Annotated in this window: 21 protein-coding genes; all 21 read left to right on the plus strand. The window is 45.6% G+C overall.

Going from position 1 to position 26,869, the window contains the following annotated elements:
* Positions 1-18 precede the first annotated feature (18 nt).
* The 21 genes from H8B17_RS03400 (at position 19) to H8B17_RS03500 (ending at position 26,845) form a co-directional block, all read left to right on the plus strand.
* Positions 19-2,796 carry a glycoside hydrolase family 2 protein gene (locus H8B17_RS03400; RefSeq protein WP_190308332.1) on the plus strand — a complete coding sequence of 926 codons (2,778 nt, stop codon included), beginning with the start codon at positions 19-21 and terminating at the stop codon, positions 2,794-2,796.
* Positions 2,797-2,870: 74 nt separating this feature from the next.
* Positions 2,871-5,600, plus strand: coding sequence for an alpha-L-rhamnosidase (locus H8B17_RS03405; protein WP_223816336.1), 2,730 nt, complete (start codon positions 2,871-2,873; stop codon positions 5,598-5,600).
* Positions 5,601-5,623: 23 nt separating this feature from the next.
* Positions 5,624-6,268 (plus strand): DUF3826 domain-containing protein, encoded by a 645-nt coding sequence (locus tag H8B17_RS03410; RefSeq protein ID WP_190307744.1) that lies wholly within the window; start codon positions 5,624-5,626, stop codon positions 6,266-6,268.
* On the plus strand, positions 6,258-7,412 hold the full coding sequence (locus tag H8B17_RS03415) for a sialidase family protein (RefSeq protein WP_190307745.1): 1,155 nt from the start codon (positions 6,258-6,260) through the stop codon (positions 7,410-7,412). The genes H8B17_RS03410 and H8B17_RS03415 overlap by 11 nt, the downstream gene beginning before the upstream one ends.
* Positions 7,413-7,432: 20 nt before the next feature.
* Positions 7,433-8,584 (plus strand): iron-containing alcohol dehydrogenase, encoded by a 1,152-nt coding sequence (locus H8B17_RS03420; RefSeq protein WP_190307746.1) that lies wholly within the window; start codon positions 7,433-7,435, stop codon positions 8,582-8,584.
* Positions 8,585-9,523 (plus strand): dihydrodipicolinate synthase family protein, encoded by a 939-nt coding sequence (locus H8B17_RS03425; protein WP_190307747.1) that lies wholly within the window; start codon positions 8,585-8,587, stop codon positions 9,521-9,523. It abuts the gene before it with no gap.
* Positions 9,516-10,541: a 4-hydroxythreonine-4-phosphate dehydrogenase PdxA gene (gene pdxA / locus H8B17_RS03430; protein WP_190307748.1), complete on the plus strand. Its 1,026-nt coding sequence runs from the start codon at positions 9,516-9,518 to the stop codon at positions 10,539-10,541. Before H8B17_RS03425 ends, pdxA begins: the two co-directional genes overlap by 8 nt.
* A gap of 5 nt (positions 10,542-10,546) precedes the next feature.
* A complete protein-coding gene (locus H8B17_RS03435) occupies positions 10,547-11,656 on the plus strand; it encodes a four-carbon acid sugar kinase family protein (protein WP_190307749.1) in 1,110 nt (369 codons plus the stop codon).
* A 39-nt stretch (positions 11,657-11,695) separates the two neighbouring features.
* Positions 11,696-13,258, plus strand: coding sequence for a sodium:solute symporter (locus H8B17_RS03440; protein WP_190307750.1), 1,563 nt, complete (start codon positions 11,696-11,698; stop codon positions 13,256-13,258).
* Complete coding sequence (locus H8B17_RS03445) at positions 13,255-14,643, plus strand: alpha/beta hydrolase family protein (protein ID WP_190307751.1); 1,389 nt, start codon at positions 13,255-13,257, stop codon at positions 14,641-14,643. The genes H8B17_RS03440 and H8B17_RS03445 overlap by 4 nt, the downstream gene beginning before the upstream one ends.
* 1 nt (position 14,644) lies before the next feature.
* Positions 14,645-15,541: a sugar phosphate isomerase/epimerase family protein gene (locus H8B17_RS03450; protein ID WP_190307752.1), complete on the plus strand. Its 897-nt coding sequence runs from the start codon at positions 14,645-14,647 to the stop codon at positions 15,539-15,541.
* A 32-nt stretch (positions 15,542-15,573) separates the two neighbouring features.
* Positions 15,574-17,028, plus strand: a complete 1,455-nt coding sequence (locus H8B17_RS03455) for a glycoside hydrolase family 28 protein (RefSeq protein WP_190307753.1) — start codon at positions 15,574-15,576, stop codon at positions 17,026-17,028.
* Positions 17,029-17,170: 142 nt separating this feature from the next.
* Positions 17,171-17,938, plus strand: coding sequence for a DeoR/GlpR family DNA-binding transcription regulator (locus H8B17_RS03460; RefSeq protein WP_190307754.1), 768 nt, complete (start codon positions 17,171-17,173; stop codon positions 17,936-17,938).
* 50 nt (positions 17,939-17,988) lie between these two features.
* Entirely contained in the window at positions 17,989-19,401 is a 1,413-nt protein-coding gene (locus H8B17_RS03465; RefSeq protein ID WP_190307755.1) for an L-fucose/L-arabinose isomerase family protein, read from the plus strand.
* Positions 19,401-20,222, plus strand: coding sequence for a transketolase (locus H8B17_RS03470; RefSeq protein ID WP_190307756.1), 822 nt, complete (start codon positions 19,401-19,403; stop codon positions 20,220-20,222). The genes H8B17_RS03465 and H8B17_RS03470 overlap by 1 nt, the downstream gene beginning before the upstream one ends.
* Positions 20,223-20,241: 19 nt before the next feature.
* On the plus strand, positions 20,242-21,204 hold the full coding sequence (locus tag H8B17_RS03475; RefSeq protein WP_223816337.1) for a transketolase family protein: 963 nt from the start codon (positions 20,242-20,244) through the stop codon (positions 21,202-21,204).
* A gap of 78 nt (positions 21,205-21,282) precedes the next feature.
* Positions 21,283-22,203 carry a D-ribose ABC transporter substrate-binding protein gene (locus H8B17_RS03480; protein ID WP_223816338.1) on the plus strand — a complete coding sequence of 307 codons (921 nt, stop codon included), beginning with the start codon at positions 21,283-21,285 and terminating at the stop codon, positions 22,201-22,203.
* Positions 22,190-22,846, plus strand: a complete 657-nt coding sequence (locus H8B17_RS03485; RefSeq protein WP_190307758.1) for a DUF2291 family protein — start codon at positions 22,190-22,192, stop codon at positions 22,844-22,846. Before H8B17_RS03480 ends, H8B17_RS03485 begins: the two co-directional genes overlap by 14 nt.
* Before the next feature lie 10 nt (positions 22,847-22,856).
* Entirely contained in the window at positions 22,857-24,359 is a 1,503-nt protein-coding gene (locus tag H8B17_RS03490; RefSeq protein ID WP_190307759.1) for a sugar ABC transporter ATP-binding protein, read from the plus strand.
* A gap of 10 nt (positions 24,360-24,369) precedes the next feature.
* Positions 24,370-25,353 carry an ABC transporter permease gene (locus H8B17_RS03495; protein WP_190307760.1) on the plus strand — a complete coding sequence of 328 codons (984 nt, stop codon included), beginning with the start codon at positions 24,370-24,372 and terminating at the stop codon, positions 25,351-25,353.
* Between the two features lies 1 nt (position 25,354).
* Entirely contained in the window at positions 25,355-26,845 is a 1,491-nt protein-coding gene (locus H8B17_RS03500; RefSeq protein WP_190307761.1) for an FGGY family carbohydrate kinase, read from the plus strand.
* Positions 26,846-26,869 lie beyond the last annotated feature (24 nt).

A 26,869-nucleotide genomic window follows, 5' to 3' on the forward strand; every position in this document is an offset into this window, starting at 1 on the left:
ATTAACCGAAAGTTTGATATGAAGCGTAGTTTTAGGAGTGTATGGGTCATTTGCCTGTGGTTTGTGGGATTGTCTTTTTCTAACGCCCAAACCAAAACTGTGAAGTATTTGTCGGGTACAGGAAATGATGACACAGTGCTCTGGGATTTTACCGTAACGGGTGGTATGCGTGCGGGGGAGCAGACAAAAATCCCGGTACCATCCAATTGGGAGCTGCACGGTTTTGGTCAATATAACTATGGTTTTGATAAGGAGGAGAAAAAGGGGAAAGAAGAAGGGCTGTATAAGTATACTTTTCAAGTAGATAAAGCTTGGAAGGGATCCGTGGTGAACTTGGTATTCGAAGGGGTCATGACCGATGCCGAAGTTAAAGTAAATGGAAAATCTGCCGGTGCAATCCACCAAGGGGCTTTTTATGTCTTCAAATACGATATTTCTAAGCTGTTAAATTATACAGGTAAAAACTTACTGGAGGTGACGGTTGCCAAACATTCGGCGAACAAATCTGTCAATGCCGCTGAAAGGGAAGGTGATTTCTGGGTATTTGGCGGTATTTTTCGCCCGGTTTATCTGGAAGCATTTCCGCAAGATCACATCCAGCGAGTGTCCATTGATGCGAAAGCTGACGGGCAGTTTCGTAGCATCATCAAGAAGCAGGGCAAAGCCGATGCGGTGCAGGTGCAGCTGCACGATGCCGCGGGGCGGTCGTATGGCGAGGTGCTTCGCGCTGACTTTGAGGGTGATCAAGCCGAACTCAAGGGCACATTTTCGGACCCTGCATTATGGTCTTCGGAATTTCCGAATCTGTATCAAGCACATATTTCTTTATTCCAAAATGGTAAAAAGGTACACGAAATGCGTCAAAAGTTCGGCTTCCGTACCGTGGAGGTCAAGGAAAGAGATGGCGTTTATGTAAATGGCGTTAAAATCAAATTTAAAGGGGTTAACAGGCACTCTTTTACACCCGAATCTGGACGTACCACCAGTAAGGCGGTCAGTATCCATGATGTAAATTTGATCAAGGAGATGAATATGAACGCTGTGCGTATGGCGCATTACCCACCTGACAACCACTTTTTGGAAGTCTGTGATTCGTTGGGCTTATATGTAATGAATGAATTGGGGGGATGGCACGGATATTACGATACGCCTACAGGTACCAAGTTGACAGAGGAAATGATGATTGCATCGGAAAATCATCCGTCGATTATTTTCTGGGCCAACGGAAATGAAGGGGGGCATAACCCCGAACTCGATAGTGTATTTTTTGCCAACGATATCCAGAAGAGACCGCTGATCTACCCTTGGGCGGTATACGGCGGCTTCGAAACCACGCATTACCGCGAATATAATTATGGTATCGGAACCTATGACCATGGACATAATATTGTGATGCCTACGGAGTTTCTGCATGGTATGTTTGACGGCGGTCACGGTGCCGGAATTGAAGATTATTGGAAGGCGATGTGGGCGAACCCATTGTCGGCCGGCGGCTTCCTCTGGGATTTTCAAGATCAGGGAGTTATACGTACGGATAAAAATAACTTCGTGGATACCAAAGGTAATCTAGGTGCCGATGGTATTGTTGGGCCTCATTATGAGAAGGAAGGTAGCTTTTATACCATCAAAGAGGTATGGAGTCCAATTTTCTTCGAGAAAAGAGAAATGACAGCCGGTTTTGACGGGACTTTTCATATTGAAAACAGATACGCATTTACCAATATCAACCAATGTTCGTTTAGCTATGAACTGAAAAAATTAGGGCAATATGGCGAAGATAAGGGTAGCCGTACCGGAACGATTACTGCACCGGATATTGCGCCTTACGATAAGGGGATTTTAAAATTGGATTTTCCAGCGGAGTGGCGAGATTATGATGCTTTATATATCACCGCAAAAGATAGGAATGGTCTGGAAATTTTCACGTGGAGTTTTCCGATTAGTCTGCCGAATAAAGTGGCACAGAACTTTATCCGTAAGGGCAATGCGGCCATCGAAACTTCGGAGTCAGATTCCAGTTATTTAGTGGCTGCAAATGGAATCACCCTGAAATTTAACAAGAGAAGTGGTTTTTTGGAAGAAGTCAAAAACGCCAACGGTGTTATTCCTTTTAACAATGGACCACAGGTTGAAGAAGCGGTGACCAATTACAAGAATTTTACGCTGCGAAGGGACGGAGACACCGTGGTTATTGCCTCTACCTTTGATAAAAAAGAAAGCTACAATACACTGACTTGGACGGTTTATCCTTCGGGACAGCTGAAAATGCATGTGCAATATTTCCCAAAAGAATACTTCACCAAATATGTGGGTGTGAATTTCTCTTTTCCGGAAGACAAGATCAAAGGCGTGGAATATATGGGGAATGGCCCGTACCGGGTGTGGAAAAACCGCATGAAAGGAAATCAATTTGGCGTATGGAAGAAAGATTATAACGATGTAGCTACCGGAGAGGTGCCTTTTATCTATCCGGAGTTTAAAGGCTATCATAGCCATATGTATTGGACAAAATTTATGACCGATGAACAGTCGTTTCTGGTGTTCACCGATCGGGAAGATGTGTTTCTACGCCTATTTACACCGAAAGAACAGCAGGATACGGATTGGAAGAATATGGAGCCGACCTTTCCGAGTGGCGACATCTCCTTCATGAACGGTATATCGGCTATCGGCACGAAAACACAGAAGCCGGAGACAACCGGTCCAATGGGTATGAAGCATGTATATTACGATTTCGAAAAGGAGCCCATCCGTGCATTGCACATGGTACTTTATTTTGATTTCTCCGGGCAGTAATGGGGGATGAAAGGAAGCCGTAAAAAAGAATAGGATGTCTTGAATATACATAATAAGAGAAGATAATGAAAGAAATGGCGAAGATACTATCGGTGATGTTAGGCTTATGTTTTAGTCTAACAGCAATTGCCCAGCCTCATGCTGAGCATCTACTTGTAGAGCTGCTTCGCAACCCGTTAGGAATCGATAAAGCGAGTCCTCGTCTGAGCTGGCGGATTTTGAGCGAAGAACGGAATGTGAAACAAACGGCGTACCGCGTTCTCGTGGCCTCCTCCTTCGCGAAACTCGATCGGGATGAGGGTGATCTTTGGGATTCAGGGCAGGTTTTTTCGGATAATTCCATTTCGGTTTTTTACGACGGTAAAGCCCTGAAGAGTGATGCCGAGGTCTTCTGGAAAGTTAAAGTATATACCAATAAAGGAGAATGTGATTGGTCTGCTCCCGCACGTTGGCAGGTTGGTCTATTGTACTATAAAGACTGGGATAAGCGATGGATTGGATTCGATAGGTATTTTAACACCGATGATCACCAGGCCGGTTATCTATCGGCGCGCTATTTCCGAAAAGAGATTTCGTTATCTAAAAAAGTGGCGAAAGCTACGGCCTATATTATAGGTCTGGGATTGTACGAATTTTATATTGATGGGAAGAAAATAGGTGATCAGGTGCTGGCTCCGGGGTTGACGGACTACACGCAAAATGTGATGTACAATACCTTTGATGTGACCGAGCAACTCAGCGGGAACAACCATGCATTGGGCGTGACTTTAGGAAATGGACGCTATTATGCGGTCCGCCAGGAAAAGCCCTATAAAGTCAAGGATTTTGGTTTCCCGAAGATGCAACTGCAGATTCGGATTACCTATACCGATGGCTCTAAACAGACGTTGTACACCGATAATACTTGGAAAGGAACGACCGACGGACCCATCCGCTCCAATAACGAATACGACGGCGAAGTATATGATGCGCGAAAAGAACTGCAAGGTTGGGCATCGCTTGGCTATGATGACACCGCTTGGATACCGGCGGAATACGTGCAGGAGCCCGGGGGGAAATATGAATCCCAGATCAACCGTAACATGAAGGTGATGCAGGATATCAAACCGGTATCGATAACGTCGGAAGACGGAAAATATATACTCGATTTTGGACAGAATTTTTCGGGTTGGGTGAAGATGCGCGTACAAGGCGCCCGTGGTACGGAAGTTACATTACGTTTTGCGGAAGCACTACAGGAGGATGGTACGTTGTCCAGGGATAATCTACGCGCGGCGAAAGCGACGGATACATATATCTTAAAAGGGGATGAGGAAGAAGTGTGGGAACCGAGATTCACCTACCATGGGTTTCGTTACGTGGAAGTGTCAGGGTATCCCGGCGAGGCAGACATAGACGATTTTATGGGACGTTTCGTGTACGACGAAATGGAGACCGTAGGCGAATTCAGTTCTTCCAATCCGCTATTGAACCAGATACATAAAAATGCTTGGTGGGGTATAGCCTCCAATTATAAAAGTATTCCGGTTGACTGTCCGCAACGTAACGAACGTCAAGCTTGGTTAGGCGACCGTCCGACGAGTGCCTACGGTGAAAATTTCCTGTTCGATAACGCGAACTTCTATGTCAAGTGGTTGGAAGATATTCGCCTGTCCCAAAAAACGGATGGCGCCATCCCAGATGTCGCGCCGGCCTTTTGGCGCTACTATAGCGATAACATGACCTGGCCTAGCGCTTACCCTATGATTGCCGATATGCTGTTTCGGCATACGGGGGATGTGCGGGTATTGCAAGACCACTATCCATCCATGAAGAAATGGATGGATTATATGCGCGCGCGGTATATGAACGATAAGGGTATCATCACCAAGGATAGCTACGGTGACTGGTGTGCACCGCCTGCGACCATTGAGGCGGGACGGGGGAAAAGCGCGGACAAGAAATATCCGAATCCGGTGCTATCAACGGCTTATTATTACTACTTATTGCAGCTTATGGCTGATTTTTCAGTACACCTGGGAAATGAACGGGATCGCGCCGATTTTCTGCAGCAGGCTACGCAGATACGAAAGGACTTCAACTTGCAATTTTATAATCAGAACGGTGGATATGGCAACAATACGCTAACGGAAAACTTACTGGCCATGTATTTTGGCTTGGTGGAAGAGGGTGAAAAGGTTAAGTTGGCCGATCGCATTGTCGAGATTATCGAGGAGGAAAACGACGGACACTTAAGTACGGGCGTCGTCGGGACGCAATGGATCATGCGTACACTGACCGATATGGGACGGTCCGACCTGGCTTTCAAGTTAACTACAAACAAGACTTATCCTTCGTGGGGATATATGATCGAACACGGGGCGACGACAATTTGGGAGCTTTGGAACGGGAATACCGCGCATCCGCAGATGAACTCCGAAAACCATGTCATGATGTTGGGCGATTTGCTCGTGTGGTCTTACGAAAATCTCGCAGGTATCAAGTCCAAGGAAAATGGGTTTCAAACGATCCGGATGAAACCGGAAATGATTGAAGGACTGGATAGTGTTAACGCGAGTTACCATAGTCTGTATGGTGAGATCGCGTCAAACTGGTCAAAGAGCAAGTCTGCACTTGAATGGACAGTGTCTATTCCCGCAAACGCAAAAGCAGAAATATACCTGCCGACGAAAAATTTATCAGCCGTAACAGAGAAAAATAAAAAATTACAAGATCACAAAGATATCGAAGTGTTGTCGGAAGAAGCAGGTAAGGTGAAAATCTTGGCAGGATCAGGAGTTTATCATTTTAAGATAAAACTTTAAAAAAACAATAAAGAATAAATTATATGAAAAACATAGTCATTATTATTCTGACGAGCTTCTTAGCTGCGAGTGTTACAGCACAGGATAATGTCGGGGAACAAAAAAAGGCGACCGAGTGGAGTGCCTCGCTTCAACTAAATGATGCTGAAAAAGAAGCACAAGTAAAAACCTTAATATATAATCACCTCATTGCAGTGAAAGACTGGCATAATAGCCATCCTGCTAGTACGGTTCCTGCCGGAATTAACCCTTTAACGGGGCAGAAATTAAGTGAACTAGACAGAACGATCATAGCGGATTCTGCTATGCCGGAAACCGTCCATCAAACCTTAATGGGTGGTTTAAGAGAAGAATTGGATGCTGCTCAGGTAGCCTTTATATTGGATAAATATACGATTGGGAAAGTTGATTTTACGATGCAGGGTTATAAAGCCATTGTTCCAGATTTAACTGCGGAAGAAGAAAAGGTAATCCGAACGCATTTAGAAGAAGCACGGGAAATGGCTATTGACTACAAAAATATGAAACAGATCTCTGCTATTTTCGAGATATATAAAACCAAATCAGAGCAGTATTTGAATGCCAATGGTAGAAGTTGGAGACAGCTATATAAAGATTACGTCAATAAAGTTAGAGCCGAAAAAGTGAAAAAATCAAATGAAAAATAAGATAGGTTTAACCGTTATTCTCAGTTTTTTGTTCCTTTTTGAGACACAAGCACAACCAAAAAACGCTTTAGATAAGTGGCAAAAGGGGATTGTAAAAGATGAATTTATCTACGATAAAGCCACTTTCCCTTCTTGTCATTCCGCGAGCATTGCGGAAACGACTGCCGGAAATTTGGTATACACTTTTTTCGGAGGAACGAGAGAACGCAACCCAGATGTCGAGATTTATATTTGTAGGTATGAAAATGGAGCATGGACGCCTCCTACGTCTGTTGCAGATGGTGTGCTGGAAGATGGAAGCAGACTGCCGACTTGGAATCCCGTACTATATCAGGTTCCTAACGGTGATCTACTATTGTTCTACAAAATTGGCCCTAAACCATCCGAATGGTGGGGCATGTTAAAGCGTTCTACAGACGACGGAAAAACGTGGTCGGCTGCCGAAAAACTTCCCGAAGGATATCTGGGACCGGTTAAGAACAAACCTGTTTTATTGAGCAATGGTAATTTAATTTGTCCGACGAGTACCGAAGGGGACGGCTGGAATATCCACTTTGAAATTACACCCGATTTCGGGAAAACCTGGCGTAAGGTAGGTCCAATTGCGACGGGTGAAGATAATCTCCAAGGGATTCAACCTAGTGTGTTAGACCATGGTAATGGTACATTACAGATCTTAGCCAGAAGCCGTAATTGGGCACTGGTTGAATCATGGTCATATGATAATGGCGAAACCTGGACACCGTTGCATAAAACAACACTGCCTAATAATAACTCGGGCACGGATGCGGTTACCATGGATAATGGTATGCATGTTCTGGTATACAACCACGTTTTACCGGGGCCCGAAAATCCAAAAGGACCACGTACACCACTGAATGTGGCGATCTCTACAGATGGTAAAAAGTGGCATGCCGTGTTGATTTTGGAAGATTCTCCTATTAGCCAGTATTCCTACCCAGCCGTTATACAAACGAAGGATGGCTTATTGCATTTCGCTTATACATGGCGGCGGCAAAAGATGAAGCATGTCGTGGTGAACCCTAAGAAATTAAAGAAAAGAGTGATAAAAGATGGTGTTTGGCCAACGGTGAAAGGCTACGAACTGCCTACTTTAGAAACTTACAAAGCAGAAGAAGAATAAATAGATTATCGAATAAAAATATGTCAATAGATCGGATATTAAAGGTTAGCTTTCCGGGGAAGTTGGTTTTTGGAAATGGTGTGCTGAAACAGCTGGCCGAGGATGTCGTAGCGCAGGGATATAAGGCGGTCGTTATTATGACAATTAAGCCGTTATTAGATCAATTAGCGGATTTGACGGCCGTATTGGAAAAAAATAATATAGCACTGCAGATGGATACCAGTGTGGAGCAGGAGCCTTCTTTTTCCGATGTGAAAAGCGTGTTGCAACAGCTTTCATCGTTTTCCGCAGATGCGGTCATCGGTATCGGTGGTGGCAGCGTATTGGACGTCGCTAAAATAATTGCGGCTCAGTTGGACAACACGCAACCCCTAGAAGAGATTGTTGGAAATGGGATGTTAACGGGGCGAAATAAGGCTCTCCTTTGCGTGCCAACGACGGCGGGGACAGGAAGTGAGATGTCTCCAAATGCTATTTTAGTGGATGACGAAAATCAGAAAAAAGGTATCATCAGCCCTTTTTTGGTTCCAGATAAAGTCTATATAGACCCGCTGCTGACAATCGGTGTACCACCCGCTGTAACTGCAGCTACTGGCTTGGATGCGCTAACGCACTGTTTGGAAGCCTATACGAATAAGTTTTCACAGCCTTTTATAGATATGTATGCTTATGAGGGCATGCGGCTGATAGCCGCGAATCTGGAAGAGGCGGTACATAACGGGACAAATGAAGAGGCACGGTATCATGTAGCGATGGGAAGTATGCTGGGGGGTGTTTGTCTCGGACCCGTTAACACGGCGGCAGTCCATGCGCTATCGTACCCTTTGGGAAGTCTATTCCATTTAGCACACGGCCTTTCCAATGCCTTACTATTACCTTATGTGATGGAGTATAACTATGTAGCTTCTCCCAAAAAATATGCGGAAGTGGCTGTTGCTTTAGGATGTGACCGCTTAACTACAGACGAAGAAACAGCCCGTGCCGGTATTGCGAAAATTAGAGCGCTGATCAGCGCTTGTGGTATCCCTGCTCGTTTACGCGATGTAGAAATACCTCGAGAGGCCATTCCGCAAATGGCGGAGGATGCGATGAAGATTACCCGCCTATTGGTCAACAACCCGAGAGAGATTACCTTACACGATGCCGTAACTATATTTAATGCTGCTTACTAAATGAAAGAAATAAAAACAAAAAAAGAAACTATTGTACCAGTGGTTGCTCCACTGAAACAAGATTTGAATTTGGACCATGATGCAGTGGCCCGTATATTCTCGTATTTGTATACCAATGGAGCCACACCGTTTATCTTAGGTACCACAGGCGAATCAGCGTCGCTCTCGAATGCGTTTAAAGAAGCCTATCTTAGAACGGCTGTGGCCAATAGACCGAAGGGTGAGAAACTATATGTGGGGATTTCGTCAAATATTCTCGAGGATTCCATTTCCTTCGCTAACTTAGCATTCGACTTAGGCGTTTCTCAAGTAGCGGCGACATTACCTACTTATTATAAATTGTCGGATGCACAGATGGAAAAATACTATCTGGATTTAGCCGAGGCGATTACACCTGATCTGATTGTCTACAATATCCCTGCAACCACCCATATGTCGATCCCACTGAATCTTTTGGATAGGCTAAGTCATCACCCCAAGATTGTGGCTGTAAAGGACTCCGAGCGTAATATGGAGCGGTTGGATCAGTCGCTTGAGTTATGGAGAGATCGAACAGATTTTAAGCATTATATGGGCTGGGCAGGGGCATGTGCTCATTCGTTAATAAACGGTGGTGATGGAGTTGTACCGAGTTCCGCAAATTTCGCTCCTGCCATATATCGGGATATGTGCTTAGCGGTAGAACAAGGAGATCTGGAAAGTGCTTACGCGTTACAAAAACAATCAGACGACTTAGGTGCTTTGTATCAATCCAACAAATCGTTGGGAGAATCCTTATGGGCACTGAAAATATTGATGAAGCAGTTGGGTTTATGCGAATCGCATATGATGCCACCCTTGTATACTTTAGGAAAACAAGAAGAAGAACATATTGTGAAAGCCTATCAAACGTTGATAGCAAAGGATAACATTAAACTGAATTTAGTTAGTCATGTATAAACCGATTATTGGTATTACCATGGGGGATCCGGCGAGTATCGGTCCCGAAATAGCATTGAAAGCATTATTGGATACGCGTGTGCAAGCTATTTGCAAACCTATTTTGGTTGGGGACGCGGCAGTTTTTCAGCAAATAGCATCGCTGTTGCATATCCCGATACGTATCCACGCTGTAGAACAGGTTTCAGAAGCCCAGTTTATAGCTGGAGAAGCAGATGTATTGGACTTGAAAAATACAAATCTCTCTAAAGTAACCTTCGGAGAGATATCAGCGGAGGCCGGCAATGCCTCGTTCGAAGCGGTTACTAAGGTGATAGACTTAGCATTAAACGGAGCGGTAAATGCCACCGTAACAGGACCAATAAATAAGAAGTCAGTTAACGAGGCAGGACATCATTTTGCAGGACATACAGAAATTTACGCGCATTATACACAAACAAAAAAGTATGCGATGCTTCTCGTGGAAGAAAACATGAAGGTTATTCATGTGTCTACACATGTGTCGTTACGGCAGGCTTGCGACCTTGTCAAAAAGGACCGGATTGTGGAAGTGACAGAACTATTGCATCAGGGTTTGGTGAGTTTGGGAGAAACTAATCTAAAAATAGGGATAGCGGGTTTGAATCCGCATGCAGGTGATTCGGGGTTATTCGGTACAGAAGACGATGAAGAGATTGTACCCGCAGTAGAAGAGGCTCGTAGACGTGGATACGATGTAGAAGGCCCTGTTCCTGCGGATACCTTGTTTTCGAAAGCTGCGACAGGTTATTACGGCGGTATTGTCGCCATGTATCACGACCAGGGGCATATTCCATTTAAGTTGACAGGTTTTAAGTGGAACGCCGAGAAAAAGCAAATGGATAGTGTAAAGGGTGTGAATATTACGATGGGTTTGCCGATTATCCGGACATCCGTAGATCATGGTACGGCCTTTGAAATTGCTGGAAAAGGTGTGGCAAGTCCAGATGCAATGATATTGGCGATTGAATCTGCGGTGCAATTGGCATCAAATAAATAATACGTATGACGATATTGGTAATTGCGGATGACTTGACAGGTGCTGCTGAAATAGGCGGGATAGCTTTGCGCAACGGATTATCGGTAGAAATTGTACATACGTTGGCAAAGCCAACAAATAAAGATGTCCAGATACTGAACACGAATACACGTTCTATGAGAGCAGACGATGTGATTATACATCTGAGGAAGCTTTTTGCTGCTGACTTTTCGTATTGTTGGGACTGGATCTATCTCAAGTTTGATTCTGCTTTACGTGGGCATATTGTTGCGGAGATCTCGTTTTATCGTGAGGTTCTTCAAAAAGATCGTGTTGTTTTTTGCCCTGTAAATCCCGCGTTGGGGCGCGTGATTGCAGACGGTTTGTATTGGGTGGAAGGAAAGCCTATTGCGGAAACGGATTTTGCACGTGATCCAGAGTTTCCGATTCGGAAAAGTGGCGTATTGGCGGCAATTGGTGCAGAGTCGTGGGTACTTGCAAAAGATGTACCGACAGCCCCCAACGGAGATATACCTTACACGGTTGCCGCTGTCGGGGATGTGGATGATCTGAATCGATGGGCAGCGTCTCCAGCGTTTTTTGGAATTTATGCAGGAGCAGCAGCTTTTTTCGAAGCGTTGCTGCATCACCGTGTGCCTGCTTTTTCAAAAGATGTAGCGGATGAATCTCTTCCAATCCCACCTCTTCTCTACGTTTGTGGATCCAATCATGAACAGAGCACAAAGCGGGTGAGGAGCTTAGATTTTGATGAAGTCGTATATTGGCGACATACAGGGCAGGAACAAACATTAGCCCGGACTATATGTCAGAAAATCGAGAAGAGAGGGATAATCGTATTTGCTGTGGATCCTTTAGAACGTGTAGGAGCATCTACTATTCGTACATCTATGGCACAGGTGGTGGCACTGGTGCAGCGGGATTGTGCGGTGCACGAGTTGTTGATTGAGGGCGGAGCGACAGCCAGAGCGGTGTTGGAAGCTTTACATATCGATACGCTTTGGCCAATAGGCGTACACGGATTGGGTGTGATTCGGAACCATGTGCCGGGAACCACATGGACAGTAACATTGAAACCGGGGAGTTATCCTTGGACTGATAAATTATGGGTATTTTAGCCCAATCGATGTAACATCGAGTAATGATAGTTAAACCTTATGTTAAGCATATTTGATTACGGAATAATAATAGCAGTTTTATTGATCACCTTATATTTCGGTCTTCGATACGCTAAAAATCAAAAATCGACCGAGGCGTATTTTTCCGCTAAAGGACGTGTCCCTTCTTGGGCAATTGGGATGTCACTTTTGGCGACCCTAATTAGTAGTGTTACTTTTCTGGGGTATCCAGCAGAGGGCTTTTCAAACAACTGGATATTACTTGTGCAAGGTCTTATGGTGCCGATTGTATTGTTGGGTACCGTGTGGTTCATTGTACCGTTGTACCGAAAAGTAATCGGATTGAGCACCTACGAGTACTTCGAGAAGCGTTTTGGCAATTTTGCACGCTATTATAGTTCCATCGCATTCGTCTTGCGCCAGTTCTCTGGCATGGGAACTGTTTTGTACCTGTTGGCCGTTGCCCTATCGAGTATGACCGATATAAATACCTATTGGATTATACTTGTGGTGGGAAGCATTATTGTGATCGTTAATCTGCTTGGCGGTATCGAGGCGGTCATCTGGCTGGATGTATTTCAAGGCTTTATGCTCTTTGCCAGTGGAATTCTTTGTTTGTTGGTCGTTATTTTCTCCGTGAATGGTGGACTCCCAGAAGTATGGCGTGTTGCATCAGAAAATGGACGAACGGGATTTGGACCATATGATCTGGATTTTACTCGATTGACCTTTGTGGTAATGGCGATCAATGGAATGTTTTACGCTATCCAAAAGTATGGTACCGACCAAACGGTGATTCAGCGCTACCTAACGGCACGCTCGGACAGGTCGGCTATCCGTGCTTCCTTGATGGGTATTTTGCTGACGGTTCCGGTATGGTCACTTTTTATGTTTATCGGCACGGCTCTTTTCGTGTATTATACACAGCAACCGTTACCTGATGATGTGGGCCCCAATAGCGTATTCCCTTATTTTATCATGACACAGCTCCCGGTAGGTGTAGTCGGTTTTATATTAGCGGCCATGATCTCTGCAGCTATATGTAGTTTAAGTGCAGACCTTAATTCGTTGGCGGCTGTAGGTATTGAAGATTATTATAAAAAGCTTCGTCCAGAAAAGGTGGATAACGAATATTTGAGAGCGAGCAGGTGGATGGTTGCCATTGCGGGAATCCTATCAATGTTGATCGGGTTTATCTATGTAGAATTGGGCAGCGAAAGTATTCTTGGTATTATTTTTACACTGTATGCCATTTTTTCGGGGGGGATTGTGGGTGTCTTCTTATTGGGGATTTTTACGGAACGTGCGAATCGTCAGGGAATAAATATAGCTATTGTGGTATGTGTGCTCTTTACGGCGTATGCGTTTTTAACCAGTACCGAGATCGAATTTAATGGAAAGTCGTTCGTCCTGCTTGATCTCGGCGAATTTAATTTTACACATAATAAAATGATGCTTGGGGTGTATAGCCACTTGGTCGTTATCGTTGTGGGATATGTTGCCAGCTTATTCTTTCCAAAGCCGGAGCTGGATCCAAATTTATATTATAGAGGCTGGAAGGCAAACCGCAAATTGGATAGAGAAAGGGGAATAGAATCATGAAAAGAATTTTAATGATCGTGGGATTATGTTGGTGCTGTTGGACGGGAGCGGTGCAGGCTCAAAATTCGGATGATAAGTACCGGGTACCCTTGAAAGATGTTATTGACATGTTAGAAGCGCGATACGACATCCAAATTAAATATGATGAAAGCCAAGTCAAAGATAAATGGCTGAATTACGCGAAATGGCGTTTCCGACCCGATGTAGATGAAACGCTTCGAAATGTACTGGGGCCCTTAGATATGAAAGTGAATAAAGAGGGTGAGCGGAAGTATAAATTAAAAGAATACGAATATTACCGTTGGGAGCCACAGGATGGATGGGATTACCTCGATTACCTCGCTGCCCAATATCAGGACAAGGCGAGTTGGGAGAGTCGAAAACAGGAGATCCGTGCAGACCTATACAAGGCCTTGAAACTCTCGCCTCTGCCGAGCCTTCCGGAATCGGTACCCTTAGTTACAAAAAAAAGAAAGTTTACAGATTATACTGTTGAGAATTTTGCATTGGAGATTCTGCCAGGGGTCTATATCAATGGCTCTATTTATCGTCCGTTGAATTCGAAAGGGGGAGTACCTTTGGTGATGAGTCCCGATGGACATTGGTTCGGGCATCGCTTTCGGAAAGATGCGCAGATTCGCTGCGCTATGCTCGCGAAAATGGGAGCCGTTGCCGTGAGTTATGATCTCTTTGCCTGGGGAGAATCAGGATTGCAGTTTGATTATAGTGACCACCGCAGAAGCTTAGCAGTGACGATACAAACTTTAGGCGCGTTACGGATATTGGATTGGATGTTGGCTGATCAACAAATAGACGAGGAACGTGTGGGGATTTGTGGTGGATCCGGTGGCGGAAGCCAATCGGTACTCTTAACTGCGCTGGATGATCGGATTAAACTGAGTGTGCCTGTAGTATCTCTTTCCTCGTATCACTTTGGTGGATGCCCTTGTGAAAGCGGGATGCCTATACACGCTGCTGCACGAGGTACAAATAACGTAGAGTTGGCAGCGATGGCGGCTCCGAGGCCGCAACTGCTTATCTCGGATGGTCACGATTGGACCGCACAGATGCCGGAACACGACTTTCCGTATCTCCAAAAGATATATGCGTACTATGGAAAAGCAGACTACGTAGAAAATGTACATCTTCCGGAGGATGGACACGATTTCGGCTACTCGAAACGGAAGCCGGTCTACGATTTTATCACGAAGCATTTTAGACTCGACACGCGGGGGCTAAAAAATGCAGCAGGCGATTATGATGAATCTCGCTGTGTGATTGAAGAAGAAACAGCCTTATATGCATTTGGGCCGAATGGGGAAAATCTGCCCTCAAACGCGATAAAAGGCTATGAAAATTTAGAAAAACTCTTTAAAGATCAATAACATGGAATCATTAAATAGAAGAGCATTTATAACAACGGCTGTCCTTGGTGCGACGGCGTTGATGTTGCCAAGTACAGGATGGCCACTTGAACGGAATAAACAACGCTATAAGGTGGCGGTTATCGATTTGATGATCTTGAAAAGGCAAAAGCTTAGTGCCGTGAAATTGACCAGTGAAATTGGCGCAGACGGTCTGGAAGTTGATATGGGTGGATTGGGTAATCGCGATACATTTGATAATAATTTTTTCAATGAAGAGTTTCGTACAAATTATATGAACGAATTAAAGGAATATGGCATCGAAATAGCTTCGGTCGCGATGACCGGTTTTTACGCACAATCTTTTGCAACGCGGCCTACATACCAACAAATGGTAGGCGACTGTCTGAAGACTTGCCAGCTATTGGGAGCGAAGATAGCCTTTTTACCACTGGGGGTACAGGGCGATTTAGTGCAAAATCCAGAACTGCGTCCGGCGATTGTAGAACGGTTGAAAGAAGTGGGAAAGATGGCAAAAAAGGCAGGTGTTATCGTTGGAATAGAAACGGCCCTCGATGCGCGGGGAGATGTGGAATTGTTAAAAGAGATTGGATCGAAGAATGTCCAGATCTATTTTAATTTTTCCAATCCGTTAAAAGAAGGACGGGATTTAATAGAAGAACTCCAGATCTTAGGTAAGAAGCGTATTTGCCAAATTCATTGTACAGATGAAGACGGTGTATGGTTGGAAAACAATACACGCCTAAACATGCCCAAAGTGAAAGAAACCTTAGATAAGATGGGGTGGAAGGGCTGGTTAGTGATCGAGCGCTCCAGAGATGCGAGCTTGTCGCCTCGGATGGTGAAAGAGAACTTCGGGGCAAATACACGGTATGTAAAATCTGTTTTTCAAAAATAAAGGCCTTATCGCCGGTTAAAAACTATCATTGTATGAAAACGATATGGATTGGTTTAATAGCGCTTTTGTGTGCGGCTTGTGCCTCGACCTCTTTGCAGGAAAGATTAGATAGCAACTTACTGCAATATGACGAAGTGGGAGCTGCTGTAATGCCAGATAGTATTGCAGCAATTCAGTCACCTTTTTTCGAATACGGCTTCAAACGTCCCACCTTTCCGGAACGTATCGATTCGCTGTCTCCTAGCGAGGACGTTATTCAGGAAGGTATCGATCAATTGGCATCCGCAGGAGGTGGAACATTGGTATTGACCGAAGGCGACTATCTGTCAGGGAGAATAGAATTAAAATCGAATATCAACCTACATTTACAAGAGGGAGCGGTGATCACGTTCAAAAGTGAGATTGCCGATTTCTTGCCGGTGGTATATACACGAAATGAGGGAATAGAGTTATACTCGTTAGGGGCATGTATCTATGCGAACGACGCTGTGAATATTGCCATTACTGGCAAGGGGAAATTGGTAGGTCCAGGGGAGGGATCCATACGCGAGCAGACGATGACGCACGACGTAATCGAAAATATCGTGCGCAGCGACACACCGATAGAAGAGCGTATATACGATGGTAAAACGACAGAATTTATTTTTCCGCCAGCGATGATTGCGCCGATCAACTGTAAACAAGTTTTTATTGAAGGGCTTACTTTAGAGCGCTCTGCTTTTTGGAATGTCGTGCCGACATTTTGCGAGGATGTGATTATCCGGGGAGTACAGGTGCATTCTAAGGGTATTCCCCGTGGTGATGGGATAGATATTGAATCGTCCAAAAATGTACTAGTCGAGTATTGTAGTCTGTATACGGGCGACGACTGTATCGCCATAAAAGCAGGTAGGGGATATGACGGGCTTCGTGCAGCCAAGCCTTCAGAAAATATTGTGGTACGTTACTGCTTAGCCGGCGAAGGGCATGGTGGTATCACTTTGGGCAGTGAAACAGCGGGTATGATTAAAAATTTATACGTCCACGACTGTGCCTTTGATGGAACGGATGTGGGGATACGCTTTAAAACACGCCGTCCACGCGGTGGTGGCGGGCAAAATATAGCCTTCGAAAATATCCGGATGAATACGGGGAAATCTGCGTTACGCTGGGATATGTTGGGAAGTTCGCAACACGTAGGTGCGCAGGCCAGCCGTGACTTCACAGTGGAAGTCAATGCCCTGACACCGAGATTTTCGGATGTAACCATTAATAACGTGCTCATCGAATCAGCTCGGGAGTGTATTCATGTAGAAGGAATTCCCGAATCGAGGTTGGAAAATGTGATGATTTCTAACATGCACGCTACAGGAAAACGCTATTTGGCGATCAAGGATGCGAAAAATTTTGTGATAAAAGACAGTGAGATACATTGTGACGACTGTGGGGTGGACAGTGTGCATGTCACGGGGTTAGTGCAGGAGAATGTAACGACGACTACTCCGTAACCTGTTTGATTGCAGGGGATTCCCGCGGATTATTTGAGGTGCTTTACATAAAAATATTTTTTCGTTTATTTGTTTTTTTCTTTGTTTATTGCGTTTTATTTTCGATATTTAACATTAGTAAACTTTACCTTGTTAAATAATTATGCTGCCAATACAACGAAGGGAGAAAATATTAGGCTTGCTGAAAGAAGATGGTGCAGCCAAAGTGATAGACTTAGCGAATCTTTTTAAGGTCACTGAAGCAACCATTCGTCAAGATCTGGAGAAACTGGAAAAGGAAGGTCTTATTTCGCGAGATCATGGAGGTGCCTATCTCCGTAACATAGAAGATCAGGTTCGAAATTTTTCGCTTTCACATCAAAACGAAAATATAAACAAAAAAGAGCAAATCGCCGTAAAATGTGTCGAACTGATTGAGAACGGCGATACGATCATTCTCGATTCGGGCTCCACCACCACCGAGATTGCTCGTAAAATAAAAGGTCTGAAGAACCTGACCGTGATTACCAATGCGTTGAATATCGCCCTGATGCTGGGTGCAGAACCGGGCATAGAGGTGATCATGACCGGAGGAGAGTTTAAGCCGCCTACCTTGTCACTTACCGGGCAAAAAGCAGCTGATTTTTTTAAGGGCATTAATGTGCAGAAGCTTTTTTTGGCCACGGCAGGTGTATCCTTGAAGGCCGGACTGACTTATCCTAGTATCAGCGATATCGTCGTTAAAAAGGCAATGGTCGAGGCCGCAGAGCTGACCTATCTGGTGGCAGATTCCACGAAGTTGGGGAAAACATCGTTCGCCAGTTTGGGTGCCATGTCGCTTATTGATTATTTGGTTACGGATGCAGGTATACAGGAGACACATAAAAAGATGTTTAAGGATCATGAAATTGAGATTATCATAGCGAATTGAGGGGCGCTGGGATAAAAAGTTAAATATAAATCACATAGAGAGAGAAACAAATGAATACAGGAGTGCTAGGTGTAATTTTTGGAAACAGGGATTTTTTTCCAGACCATTTGGTAGGAACTGCGCGCAACGAGGTGATGCGGTCCTTGGATACGGCAGGGTTGAGCTATAAGATGTTGCAGGAATCCGATACGGAAATGGGAGGGGTGAAGACCTTTGCAGACGCTCAGAAATGTGCGAACCTTTTTAAGGCGAGCCGGGAAGAGATTATGGGAATCTTAGTGGTGCTGCCCAACTTTGGAGATGAAAGGGGGATTGCGGAGGCGATCAGTCTATCAGGGTTAGATGTGCCCGTGCTCGTGCAGGCTTATCCAGACGATCTAGATAAACTGGATGTCGCTCGTCGACGTGACGCTTGGTGTGGCAAGATCTCTGTCTGTAATAATTTATACCAATACGGCATTAAATATAGTCTCACAGATCAGCACGTTATCCGCCCAGATGACGAGGGGTTTGTGCAGGAGCTGAAAGATTTTGCGGCTGTTTGTCGGGTGGTTCGCGGATTGAAAGGTATGCGGATCGGTGCGATCGGTGCCAGACCGGGTGGTTTTAATACGGTACGATACAGTGAAAAAATACTGCAAAGAAATGGCATTACGGTTGTAACTGCTGACCTTTCTGAAATTTTGGGACGTGCTAATCGTATCAAAGACGGAGATACGAAGGTGAAAGAACATATAGAAACCATCACCAATTACGCGAAACGGGGACTGACCCCAGATGAGTCGCTGGTGCAAATGGCGAAGCTGGATATTGTACTCAAAGAGTTTGTAGAAGAACATGCGTTAGATGCTACGGCCTTGCAGTGCTGGACATCGTTACAGCAAAATTATGGCTGTAACGTATGTACCTCCATGAGTATGATGAGTGAGAATATGTTGCCGAGTGCTTGCGAGGTGGATGTAACGGGTACATTGACGATGTATGCTATGCAGTTGGCATCCGGCACGCCAAGTGCTTTGGTAGATTGGAATAATAACTACGCCGACGATCCCAATAAAACGGTTTTGTTCCACTGTGGGAACTGGGCAAAGGCATTCCTGCCGGAAATTGAAATTAGTAATGCACCAATTCTGGGCTCATCCTTGGGCGTAGAAAATACATGGGGAGCGCTGGATGGAAGGACACCGGCATCGCCATTGACCTACGGCCGGATCAGTACAGATGATGTGCAAGGTAAAATAAAAGTATACCTAGGCGAAGGAGAACTCACAGACGACGAATTGAATACGTTTGGCAACCGGGCGGTTGCGCAAATTCCCGATCTGCAGGGGCTTATGCAATATGTCTGTCGAAATGGTTTTGAGCATCATGTGGTCATGAATGCATCTAAGACTGGCAAGATACTCGAAGAGGCATTAGGTAACTACTTCTCTTGGGAGGTATATAATCATGATAACAAGTAATGAAAGAATCGTTAGCAAAAAAATCTATTGAATACCGTAAACGTATCTTAAAATACATTTACAAAGCAAAAGCGGGGCATACGGGAGGGAGCTTATCTTGCGTAGACGTGTTGAACGTGCTGTACAATAGGATTATGAATGTAGGACCCTCCAATTTCGATAGTCCGGATAGGGACCGTTACGTCCAGAGTAAAGGGCATTGCGTAGAAGCTTTGTTTGTCGTATTAGCCGACCAAGGGTTTTTCCCGGAATCGGAGCTGGAAACGCTGTGCCAATATAATTCTCATTTTATTGGGCACCCCACACGGAAGGTGCCTGGTGTGGAGCAAAATACCGGAGCCTTAGGGCATGGTCTTTCGCTAAGTGTAGGAATGGCTATCGCGGCTAAGCTGGATAAGAAAGATTATCAGGTATTTACTTTAATGGGTGACGGTGAATTAGCGGAAGGTTCCAACTGGGAAGCTGCGTTGACAGCTTCACACTATAAACTAGATAATCTTTGTGCCATTGTGGACTATAACCGCCTGCAGATTTCGGCACCGACCCGGGATGTGTGCAATACGGATCCGGTGGCGGACAAGTTTAGAAGTTTTGGTTGGGAGGTTGTGGAGGTTGACGGGCATGATTTGGATGCGCTGGAAGCTACATTTCGCAAGCTTCCATTTGCGGCGGGGAAACCCTCTTTGGTGATTGCGCATACCGTGAAGGGCAAGGGGATCAGTTATATGGAGAATGTGCTGAAATGGCATCATGGGGTGCCAAGTGAAGATCAGTATGAACAGGCACAAAAAGAATTGGATAGCGCCCTTTTAGCGCTTTAATATAGAACAGGCTTTGGATATGGATAGAGAGATAAACATGGGAAAGGCAAATTTAGAGGTTTTTTCAGAAACCTTGCAGCATATTGCCGAGAGCAACCGCGATCTATTAGTGGTTACGAGCGATTCCAGAGGATCAGGTAAATTGGTGCCTTTTGCACAACGTTTTCCAGATCAGCTGGTCGAGGTAGGCATTGCAGAACAGAATTTGGTTGGTATATCAGCAGGCTTAGCCTCCGCGGGGAAACAGGTATTTGCCGTTTCGCCGGCTTGTTTTCTGACTGCGAGATCGCTGGAACAGATAAAAAATGATGTGACCTATTCGGACAACGCGGTGACCGTGGTCGGGATCAGTGCAGGAGTGAGTTACGGAGCGTTGGGCTCAACACATCACAGTTTGCACGACTATGCCGTATTACGGGCTATTCACAATATCATTGTTTGTGCGCCGGCGGATAATTTTGAAACGGAGGAAGCTGTTCGACAGGCGGCTGCATTAAACCAGCCGGTGTACCTGCGGTTTGGCAAACGCCCGATGCCCTTACTGCGTAAGGACGTACCTTTTGTGTTAGGAAAGGGACGCGTCCTGCAAGAAGGTAAAGATCTGGCTATTGTTGCGACGGGCGAAATGGTACACCCCGCGTTGGAAGCGGCTGCTTTGCTGAACGAATCCGCAGATATAGAGGTGACGGTGATTAGCATGCATACCGTAAAACCCTTGGATACGGAATTGTTAATACAAGTGGCTGCTACAGGTATGCCGATATTGACGGTGGAAGAGCATAGTGTGTATGGCGGTATGGGAGAAGCTTGTGCTTCATTCCTGTTGCAAGAAGGCTTCCATAACCGTTTCCAGGTGATGGGTATTCCGGATGAATACACCGTAACCGGCTCCCAGCAAGAAATATTTGATCATTATGGTCTGAACGGCCAGGGAATAATGGAAGTTGCCCAACAGCTATTGGGTGTTTCCCAAGAAAAGTAATAGGGTGTATCCCACCCCTAATTATAAACAGATAAATAAACCGATTTTATTATGCGTATCGTAAACAGGTGTCTATGGATGGGAATACTGTTATCGTTATTGATCGCTTGTGGTCGCGGGGAAGCAGACAAAACGCAACAGAAACAGATCGCTATTATTGTTTCCACGCTAAACAATCCCTGGTTTGTATTCTTGGCCGAAACGGCCAGGGAGGAGGCGGAAAGCCGAGGCTATGTGGCCCGGATTTTCGACTCGCAGAACAACACGTCGCTCGAGTCAGATCATTTTGAAAATGCCGTCGCATTGGGTTATGATGCGATTCTGTTGAATGCAACGGATTCGGATGGCTCTGTGGCGAATGCTCGAAAGGCGATAGAGGCGGGTATTCCCGTTTTCTGTATGGACAGAGAGCTAAACAACCCGAATGCGGCCACCTCACAGATCGTATCAGATAGTTATTCGGGCTGTGTGGAATTGGGCGGGCTCTTTGTTCGGTCGCTTGGACAAAAAGGTAAATATGTGGAGCTGCTTGGTTTAGTAGGCGACAATAACACGTGGAACCGGTCGAAAGGATTCCATTATGTAGTCGATCATTTTCCGGAAATCAAGATGGTGGCGCAGCAAAGTGCGGATTTTGACCGAAATAAAGCGATGGAGGTACTGGAGTCTATTTTGCAGGCACATCCCGATATAGATGCTGTGTTCTGCGGTAACGACGCGATGGCTATGGGCGCTTATCAAGCGTTGGTGGCGGCGGGTAAAGATAAAAAGATCCAAGTGTTTGGATTTGATGGTTCGGAAGATGCGGTGAGCTCTATCCAATCTGATGGTCTCGCCGCTACCGTGATGCAATTTCCTCAAAAAATTGCAGAAACGGCCGTTGCTTTCTCGGGAGAATATTTTGAAGGAAAAACCAGTTTCCCCCAAAAAACACTAGTCGATGTCGAATTGGTGACACCTGCAAACGTAAGTATATATTCGAGCTATGGTAAAGAATGATAAAAACATACCGTCTAAAAAACGTAGGGCGCTTAAATATGGACTGATTGGATTAATAGCTGTTTTTTTAATCTATCATTCTTTTGATGTCGTGTCCTTGGATTCGCGTAAGAAGGGTGGCGATGAGGAGGACGTTACTCAATTAGCAGATGCATACTTCCTGCAAAGTTTGCCGAAGGTATTGGCAGATGCGCCCGAACCTTGCACCTTGCTGGCAGCGTTATCGCAAAAAGATCAAGATTGGGCAAGCTACGGAAAGCAGACGAACATCGGGAACCGCTATTACTTTCTCATCCGGGGCGAAGGTAATATACAGGAAATAAAAGACAGCTATGTGCGGGTGGCTTTTGGTGAGGGTGAACAAGCTTGTTCTTTGCGCATCGCAACCGTATACATTTTCGGAAACGAAATTCGCGATGCCTCGGGTAAACTGGCGTTAGCGGATGTGGGTGAATTGACAAAGTTTAATGCGATCTCCGAAAAGCTCAATAAAAGGGTTCGGGAGGAAATTATACCCGAATTTCTGGAAAAGGTACAAGTAGGTCAAAAAATACAAATAACAGGCGCCTTTGCCTTGAATCGCCGTCTCGGTGTCACCGATGATTTTGAAGTTATGCCTGTACAGTTGCAAATCGTGGATTAAGAAAAGAATCGTGGTCTCATTAAGAAATATAACAAAACAATTTAACGGTGTATATGCCCTTCGGGATGTAAACATCGAGTTTCCGGCAGCCAAGGTCATCGCTTTAGTTGGCGAGAACGGCGCTGGTAAATCGACCTTGATGAATATATTGAGCGGCGTGTATCCCGATTACGAAGGAGAATTGCTGTATAAGGGAGAAGTGGTGCAGTTTCAAGGTCCGCGCGACGCGCAAGACCGCGGCATTACGATTATCCATCAGGAGCTCAATTTGATTCCGTATCTCAGTGTGGTCGAGAATATTTTTTTAGGTAGAGAACGGATGACTGCTTGGGGCGCTTTGGATACACCGAAGATGAAGAGCGTAGCTAAAGAACTGCTTTCGCGCCTGAAATTGGAACTTGATCTGGACGTACCTGTGTCGCAATTGAAGGTGGGCGAATGTCAATTGATCGAAATTGCGAAAGCGTTGTTGGTAGAGAGTGAGGTGGTGATTATGGATGAGCCTACGTCGGCCATCAGTGAATCGGAGGTATGCGCGTTGTATGATATTATTGCCGACCTGAAAGCGTCGGGAAAAACGGTCGTTTATATATCGCACAAAATGAAGGAATTGTTTACACTGGCTGACGAATATGTCGTGTTACGCGACGGCCAGGTCGTGAAACAAGGGCCGATGGCTGAGGTGGATGAACAGCAACTGGTTAATATGATGGTGGGCAGGGCACTGGCGGAGCGTGTAAAATGCCAAGATCGGGTTACCGATGCGACGGTCTTGCAGGTGGATAACCTATCGCTTCCACATCCCGTAAAGGAGGGGCTGTTGTTGGAGAACCTGTCTTTTGACCTCTGTAAAGGCGAAATATTGGGTGTTTTCGGTTTGATGGGCGCCGGAAGGACGGAGTTATTGGAAACATTATTTGGACTACGAGGAAAACCGAGCTCAGGTCGCTTTACTTTTGACGAGCAGGAGATATCTTTTTTTACATCACCTAACCAAGCGCTTCGATACGGGCTGGCATTGGTGCCTGAAGACCGAAAGGGCGATGGATTGGTGTTAGGCATGAATGTACGCGCTAACTTATCGCTTTCGGTATTGTCGAGTCTAGAGAACTTAGGCGTGCTGGCGGATGTACAAGAAAAAGAACTTTGTCAGCAGTATGTAGAGCGCCTGCGTATCAAAACGGCTACGGATCAGCAGTACGTGGGTAACCTGAGCGGTGGAAACCAACAGAAAGTTGTGTTAGCCAAATACTTGGCCACAAAGCCAAAAGTGTTGATGCTGGACGAGCCGACGCGGGGTATAGATGTCTATGCCAAACAAGAGATTTATGATTTGATACGGGAGCAGGCAGCCTTGGGCTTAGGCGTTATGGTGGTCTCCTCCGAATTACCGGAGTTATTTGCCATTGCCGATCGGATTCTGGTGATGTGCGATGGCCGTATCACCAAACAATTTAAAACGGAAGAAGCTACCGAAGAAACGATATTACAGGCGGCATTGCCTGATCAATAAAGTATGATATATGAACATGAGTATTACATCCTATAAAAAACAGCTACAGCAACTGCAACCATTAATTGCGTTGTTTTTGTTGTGTCTGATTATCGCCATTTTTTCCGATCGTTTCATGACGGTAACCAACCTCTGGAACGTGATGCGGCAAATATCGGTCAATATCTGTATAGCGGTAGGCATGACGTTGGTCATCATCTCGGCAGGGATAGACTTATCCGTAGGATCTGTGCTTGCTTTTGCGGGAGCGGTTACGGCTTCTTTCCTCAGTATGGGGGTGGAACTGCCTTTTTTCGGCGTGTATGTAGGTTTTACAACTTTAGGCGCTATCCTGATGGGAATTACTATGGGGGGAGTCCTAGGCTTGGTAAACGGCTGGGTCATTACCTATTTCAAGGTGCAACCCTTCGTGGCCACTTTAGCCATGTTGACGATTGCGCGCGGGCTCACTATGCTCTGGACGCAAGGATACCCAATTAGTTCACTCGGAGCACCATTCGCGCATCTGGGTACCGGTTGGTTTTTAGGCGTGCCAATTCCGGTATGGATTGCCGCTATTGTTACCGTTCTAGCCGTTTTTGTGATGCGAAAGACCCGTTTTGGCCGCTATATCTACGCTATAGGAGGAAACGAGCGCGCTGCACGCTTGTCGGGTATCAAGGTAAACCAGGTAAAAACATTGGTCTACATGTTGGCAGGAATGCTGGCAGCTGTGGGAGGTATATTGGTAACTTCCCGTCTAGACTCGGCACAGCCCAATGCGGGGATGGGGTATGAGCTGGATGCGATTGCAGCTGTCGTGATAGGTGGCACCTCCTTATCGGGTGGGCGGGGTTTGATTATGGGGACGGTACTTGGTGCGGTGATCATAGGCGTGCTGAACAACGGTTTAGTGCTTTTGGGTGTTTCGCCTTTCTGGCAACAGGTAGTGAAAGGCATGGTGATTTTGATTGCGGTTATTATTGACCGCTCACAGCATAAAGAGAAAAAGTAACATGAGTAGCAAACCGTATATTTTAGCGATAGACCAAGGAACGAGCAGCACAAAAACGCTGGTGTTTGACGAATCGGGAAATGTAGCCGCCAAAGGAACGGCGAAGCTGGGCATTCGTTACGAGCATCACTTTGTTGAACAATCTCCGGAAGAGATATACAGCAGCGTGTTGCAAGCGGTGAAAGCCTGCCGCGACGATATGGCACGGCAAGGGATACAACCCAACCAGATTGCAGGGGTGGGCTTAACCAATCAACGGGAGACCTTTGTGCTCTGGGATGCAGAAGGGAAGCTGTTGTATAATGCGATATCTTGGCAATGTAAGCGCTCTTCGGCGATATGTGACCGTTTAAAGGACGCTGGCAAGGAAGCTTTGGTGAAAGAGAAAACCGGCCTCCCTATAGATCCTTATTTTTCGGCTACGAAATTGATATGGTTGATCGAAAATGTTCCGTCGATTGCAGCAGAACTGGAGCGTGGCAATGTGTTTTTTGGTACGGTAGATACCTGGATACTGTATAAATTGACGGACGGGGAATGCTATATGACCGACCATACGAATGCATCTCGGACGATGCTTTTCAATATTTACGAACTAACCTGGGATAACGTGTTGTTGGATGAACTGGGCTTGCGTGGGCTGAAACTGCCGGAGGTGCGCCCTTCGGCTTATGCATATGCCAGCTCTACGTTTGAAGGGACGTTTGCCGAACCGTTGACGATCTGTGCTGTGGTCGGCGATTCGCAGGCAGCGGCTTTGGGAGCAGGTTGTTTTCAAAGCGGGGAGGCGAAAGCCACATTGGGTACAGGTAGTTCGATTATGATGGCCGTAGGAAAGGATTTACGCTATAAAGGCCAGGATACTGTCGATGCCATCTATTATAGTACGGAGAAAGGAGTGGTTTATGCAGCTGAAGGGATTATTGTCTCTTGCGGTGCGACCCTCACGTGGATGAGAGACCAACTAGGGCTCTTTGCAGAAGAAGCAGCGTTGGAACAACTGGCGAAAGGCGTTCCGGCAAACCACGGTGTGACCGTTATACCGGCTTTTAGTGGAATGGGTACGCCTTATTGGAAAAAGGACGCCAAAGCGACCATTACGGGTTTGACGTTTGCGAGCGATCGCTCACATCTGATTCGCGCAGCACTAGAATCGGTATGTTTCCAGATAAAGGATGTGATCACGGCGACAGAAACCGAACATCAATTAACGCTATCTCAATTGCACGTGAACGGAGGTATGTCCGAAAACGCCTTCGTTGTTCAGTTTCTAGCGAATGTGTTAAATAAACCTGTATTGTGTAGTGCCATGCCAGATGCATCGGCGTTAGGATGCGCGCGTTTGGCGGCAGTAACGCTGCAGCCCGCTCCATTGGAAACACGATTACCACAACATCATGTAGCGGTCCAGCAATATCTCCCGAACGTAGATCTGGAAGTGGTACAATCAAGCTACCATAACTGGCTTGAACACATTGATCGTATGCTTTAAATAAGATATAAAAAATAAATAACG

The sequence above is a fragment of the Sphingobacterium arenae genome (assembly GCF_014692505.1).
GTDB lineage: Bacteria > Bacteroidota > Bacteroidia > Sphingobacteriales > Sphingobacteriaceae > Sphingobacterium > Sphingobacterium arenae.

Excerpts from the sequence above, each read along its gene's own strand:
- H8B17_RS03480 (WP_223816338.1), top strand. The coding sequence starts at position 21,283 with ATGGGAATACTGTTATCGTTATTGATCGCTTGTGGTCGCGGGGAAGCA.
- pdxA (WP_190307748.1), top strand. The coding sequence starts at position 9,516 with ATGTATAAACCGATTATTGGTATTACCATGGGGGATCCGGCGAGTATC.
- H8B17_RS03435 (WP_190307749.1), top strand. The coding sequence starts at position 10,547 with ATGACGATATTGGTAATTGCGGATGACTTGACAGGTGCTGCTGAAATA.
- H8B17_RS03440 (WP_190307750.1), top strand. The coding sequence starts at position 11,696 with ATGTTAAGCATATTTGATTACGGAATAATAATAGCAGTTTTATTGATC.
- H8B17_RS03455 (WP_190307753.1), top strand. The coding sequence starts at position 15,574 with ATGAAAACGATATGGATTGGTTTAATAGCGCTTTTGTGTGCGGCTTGT.
- H8B17_RS03495 (WP_190307760.1), top strand. The coding sequence starts at position 24,370 with ATGAACATGAGTATTACATCCTATAAAAAACAGCTACAGCAACTGCAA.
- H8B17_RS03410 (WP_190307744.1), top strand. The coding sequence starts at position 5,624 with ATGAAAAACATAGTCATTATTATTCTGACGAGCTTCTTAGCTGCGAGT.
- H8B17_RS03415 (WP_190307745.1), top strand. The coding sequence starts at position 6,258 with ATGAAAAATAAGATAGGTTTAACCGTTATTCTCAGTTTTTTGTTCCTT.
- H8B17_RS03475 (WP_223816337.1), top strand. The coding sequence starts at position 20,242 with ATGGATAGAGAGATAAACATGGGAAAGGCAAATTTAGAGGTTTTTTCA.
- H8B17_RS03470 (WP_190307756.1), top strand. The coding sequence starts at position 19,401 with ATGAAAGAATCGTTAGCAAAAAAATCTATTGAATACCGTAAACGTATC.
- H8B17_RS03460 (WP_190307754.1), top strand. The coding sequence starts at position 17,171 with ATGCTGCCAATACAACGAAGGGAGAAAATATTAGGCTTGCTGAAAGAA.
- H8B17_RS03500 (WP_190307761.1), top strand. The coding sequence starts at position 25,355 with ATGAGTAGCAAACCGTATATTTTAGCGATAGACCAAGGAACGAGCAGC.
- H8B17_RS03425 (WP_190307747.1), top strand. The coding sequence starts at position 8,585 with ATGAAAGAAATAAAAACAAAAAAAGAAACTATTGTACCAGTGGTTGCT.
- H8B17_RS03445 (WP_190307751.1), top strand. The coding sequence starts at position 13,255 with ATGAAAAGAATTTTAATGATCGTGGGATTATGTTGGTGCTGTTGGACG.
- H8B17_RS03450 (WP_190307752.1), top strand. The coding sequence starts at position 14,645 with ATGGAATCATTAAATAGAAGAGCATTTATAACAACGGCTGTCCTTGGT.
- H8B17_RS03405 (WP_223816336.1), top strand. The coding sequence starts at position 2,871 with ATGGCGAAGATACTATCGGTGATGTTAGGCTTATGTTTTAGTCTAACA.
- H8B17_RS03400 (WP_190308332.1), top strand. The coding sequence starts at position 19 with ATGAAGCGTAGTTTTAGGAGTGTATGGGTCATTTGCCTGTGGTTTGTG.
- H8B17_RS03420 (WP_190307746.1), top strand. The coding sequence starts at position 7,433 with ATGTCAATAGATCGGATATTAAAGGTTAGCTTTCCGGGGAAGTTGGTT.
- H8B17_RS03465 (WP_190307755.1), top strand. The coding sequence starts at position 17,989 with ATGAATACAGGAGTGCTAGGTGTAATTTTTGGAAACAGGGATTTTTTT.
- H8B17_RS03485 (WP_190307758.1), top strand. The coding sequence starts at position 22,190 with ATGGTAAAGAATGATAAAAACATACCGTCTAAAAAACGTAGGGCGCTT.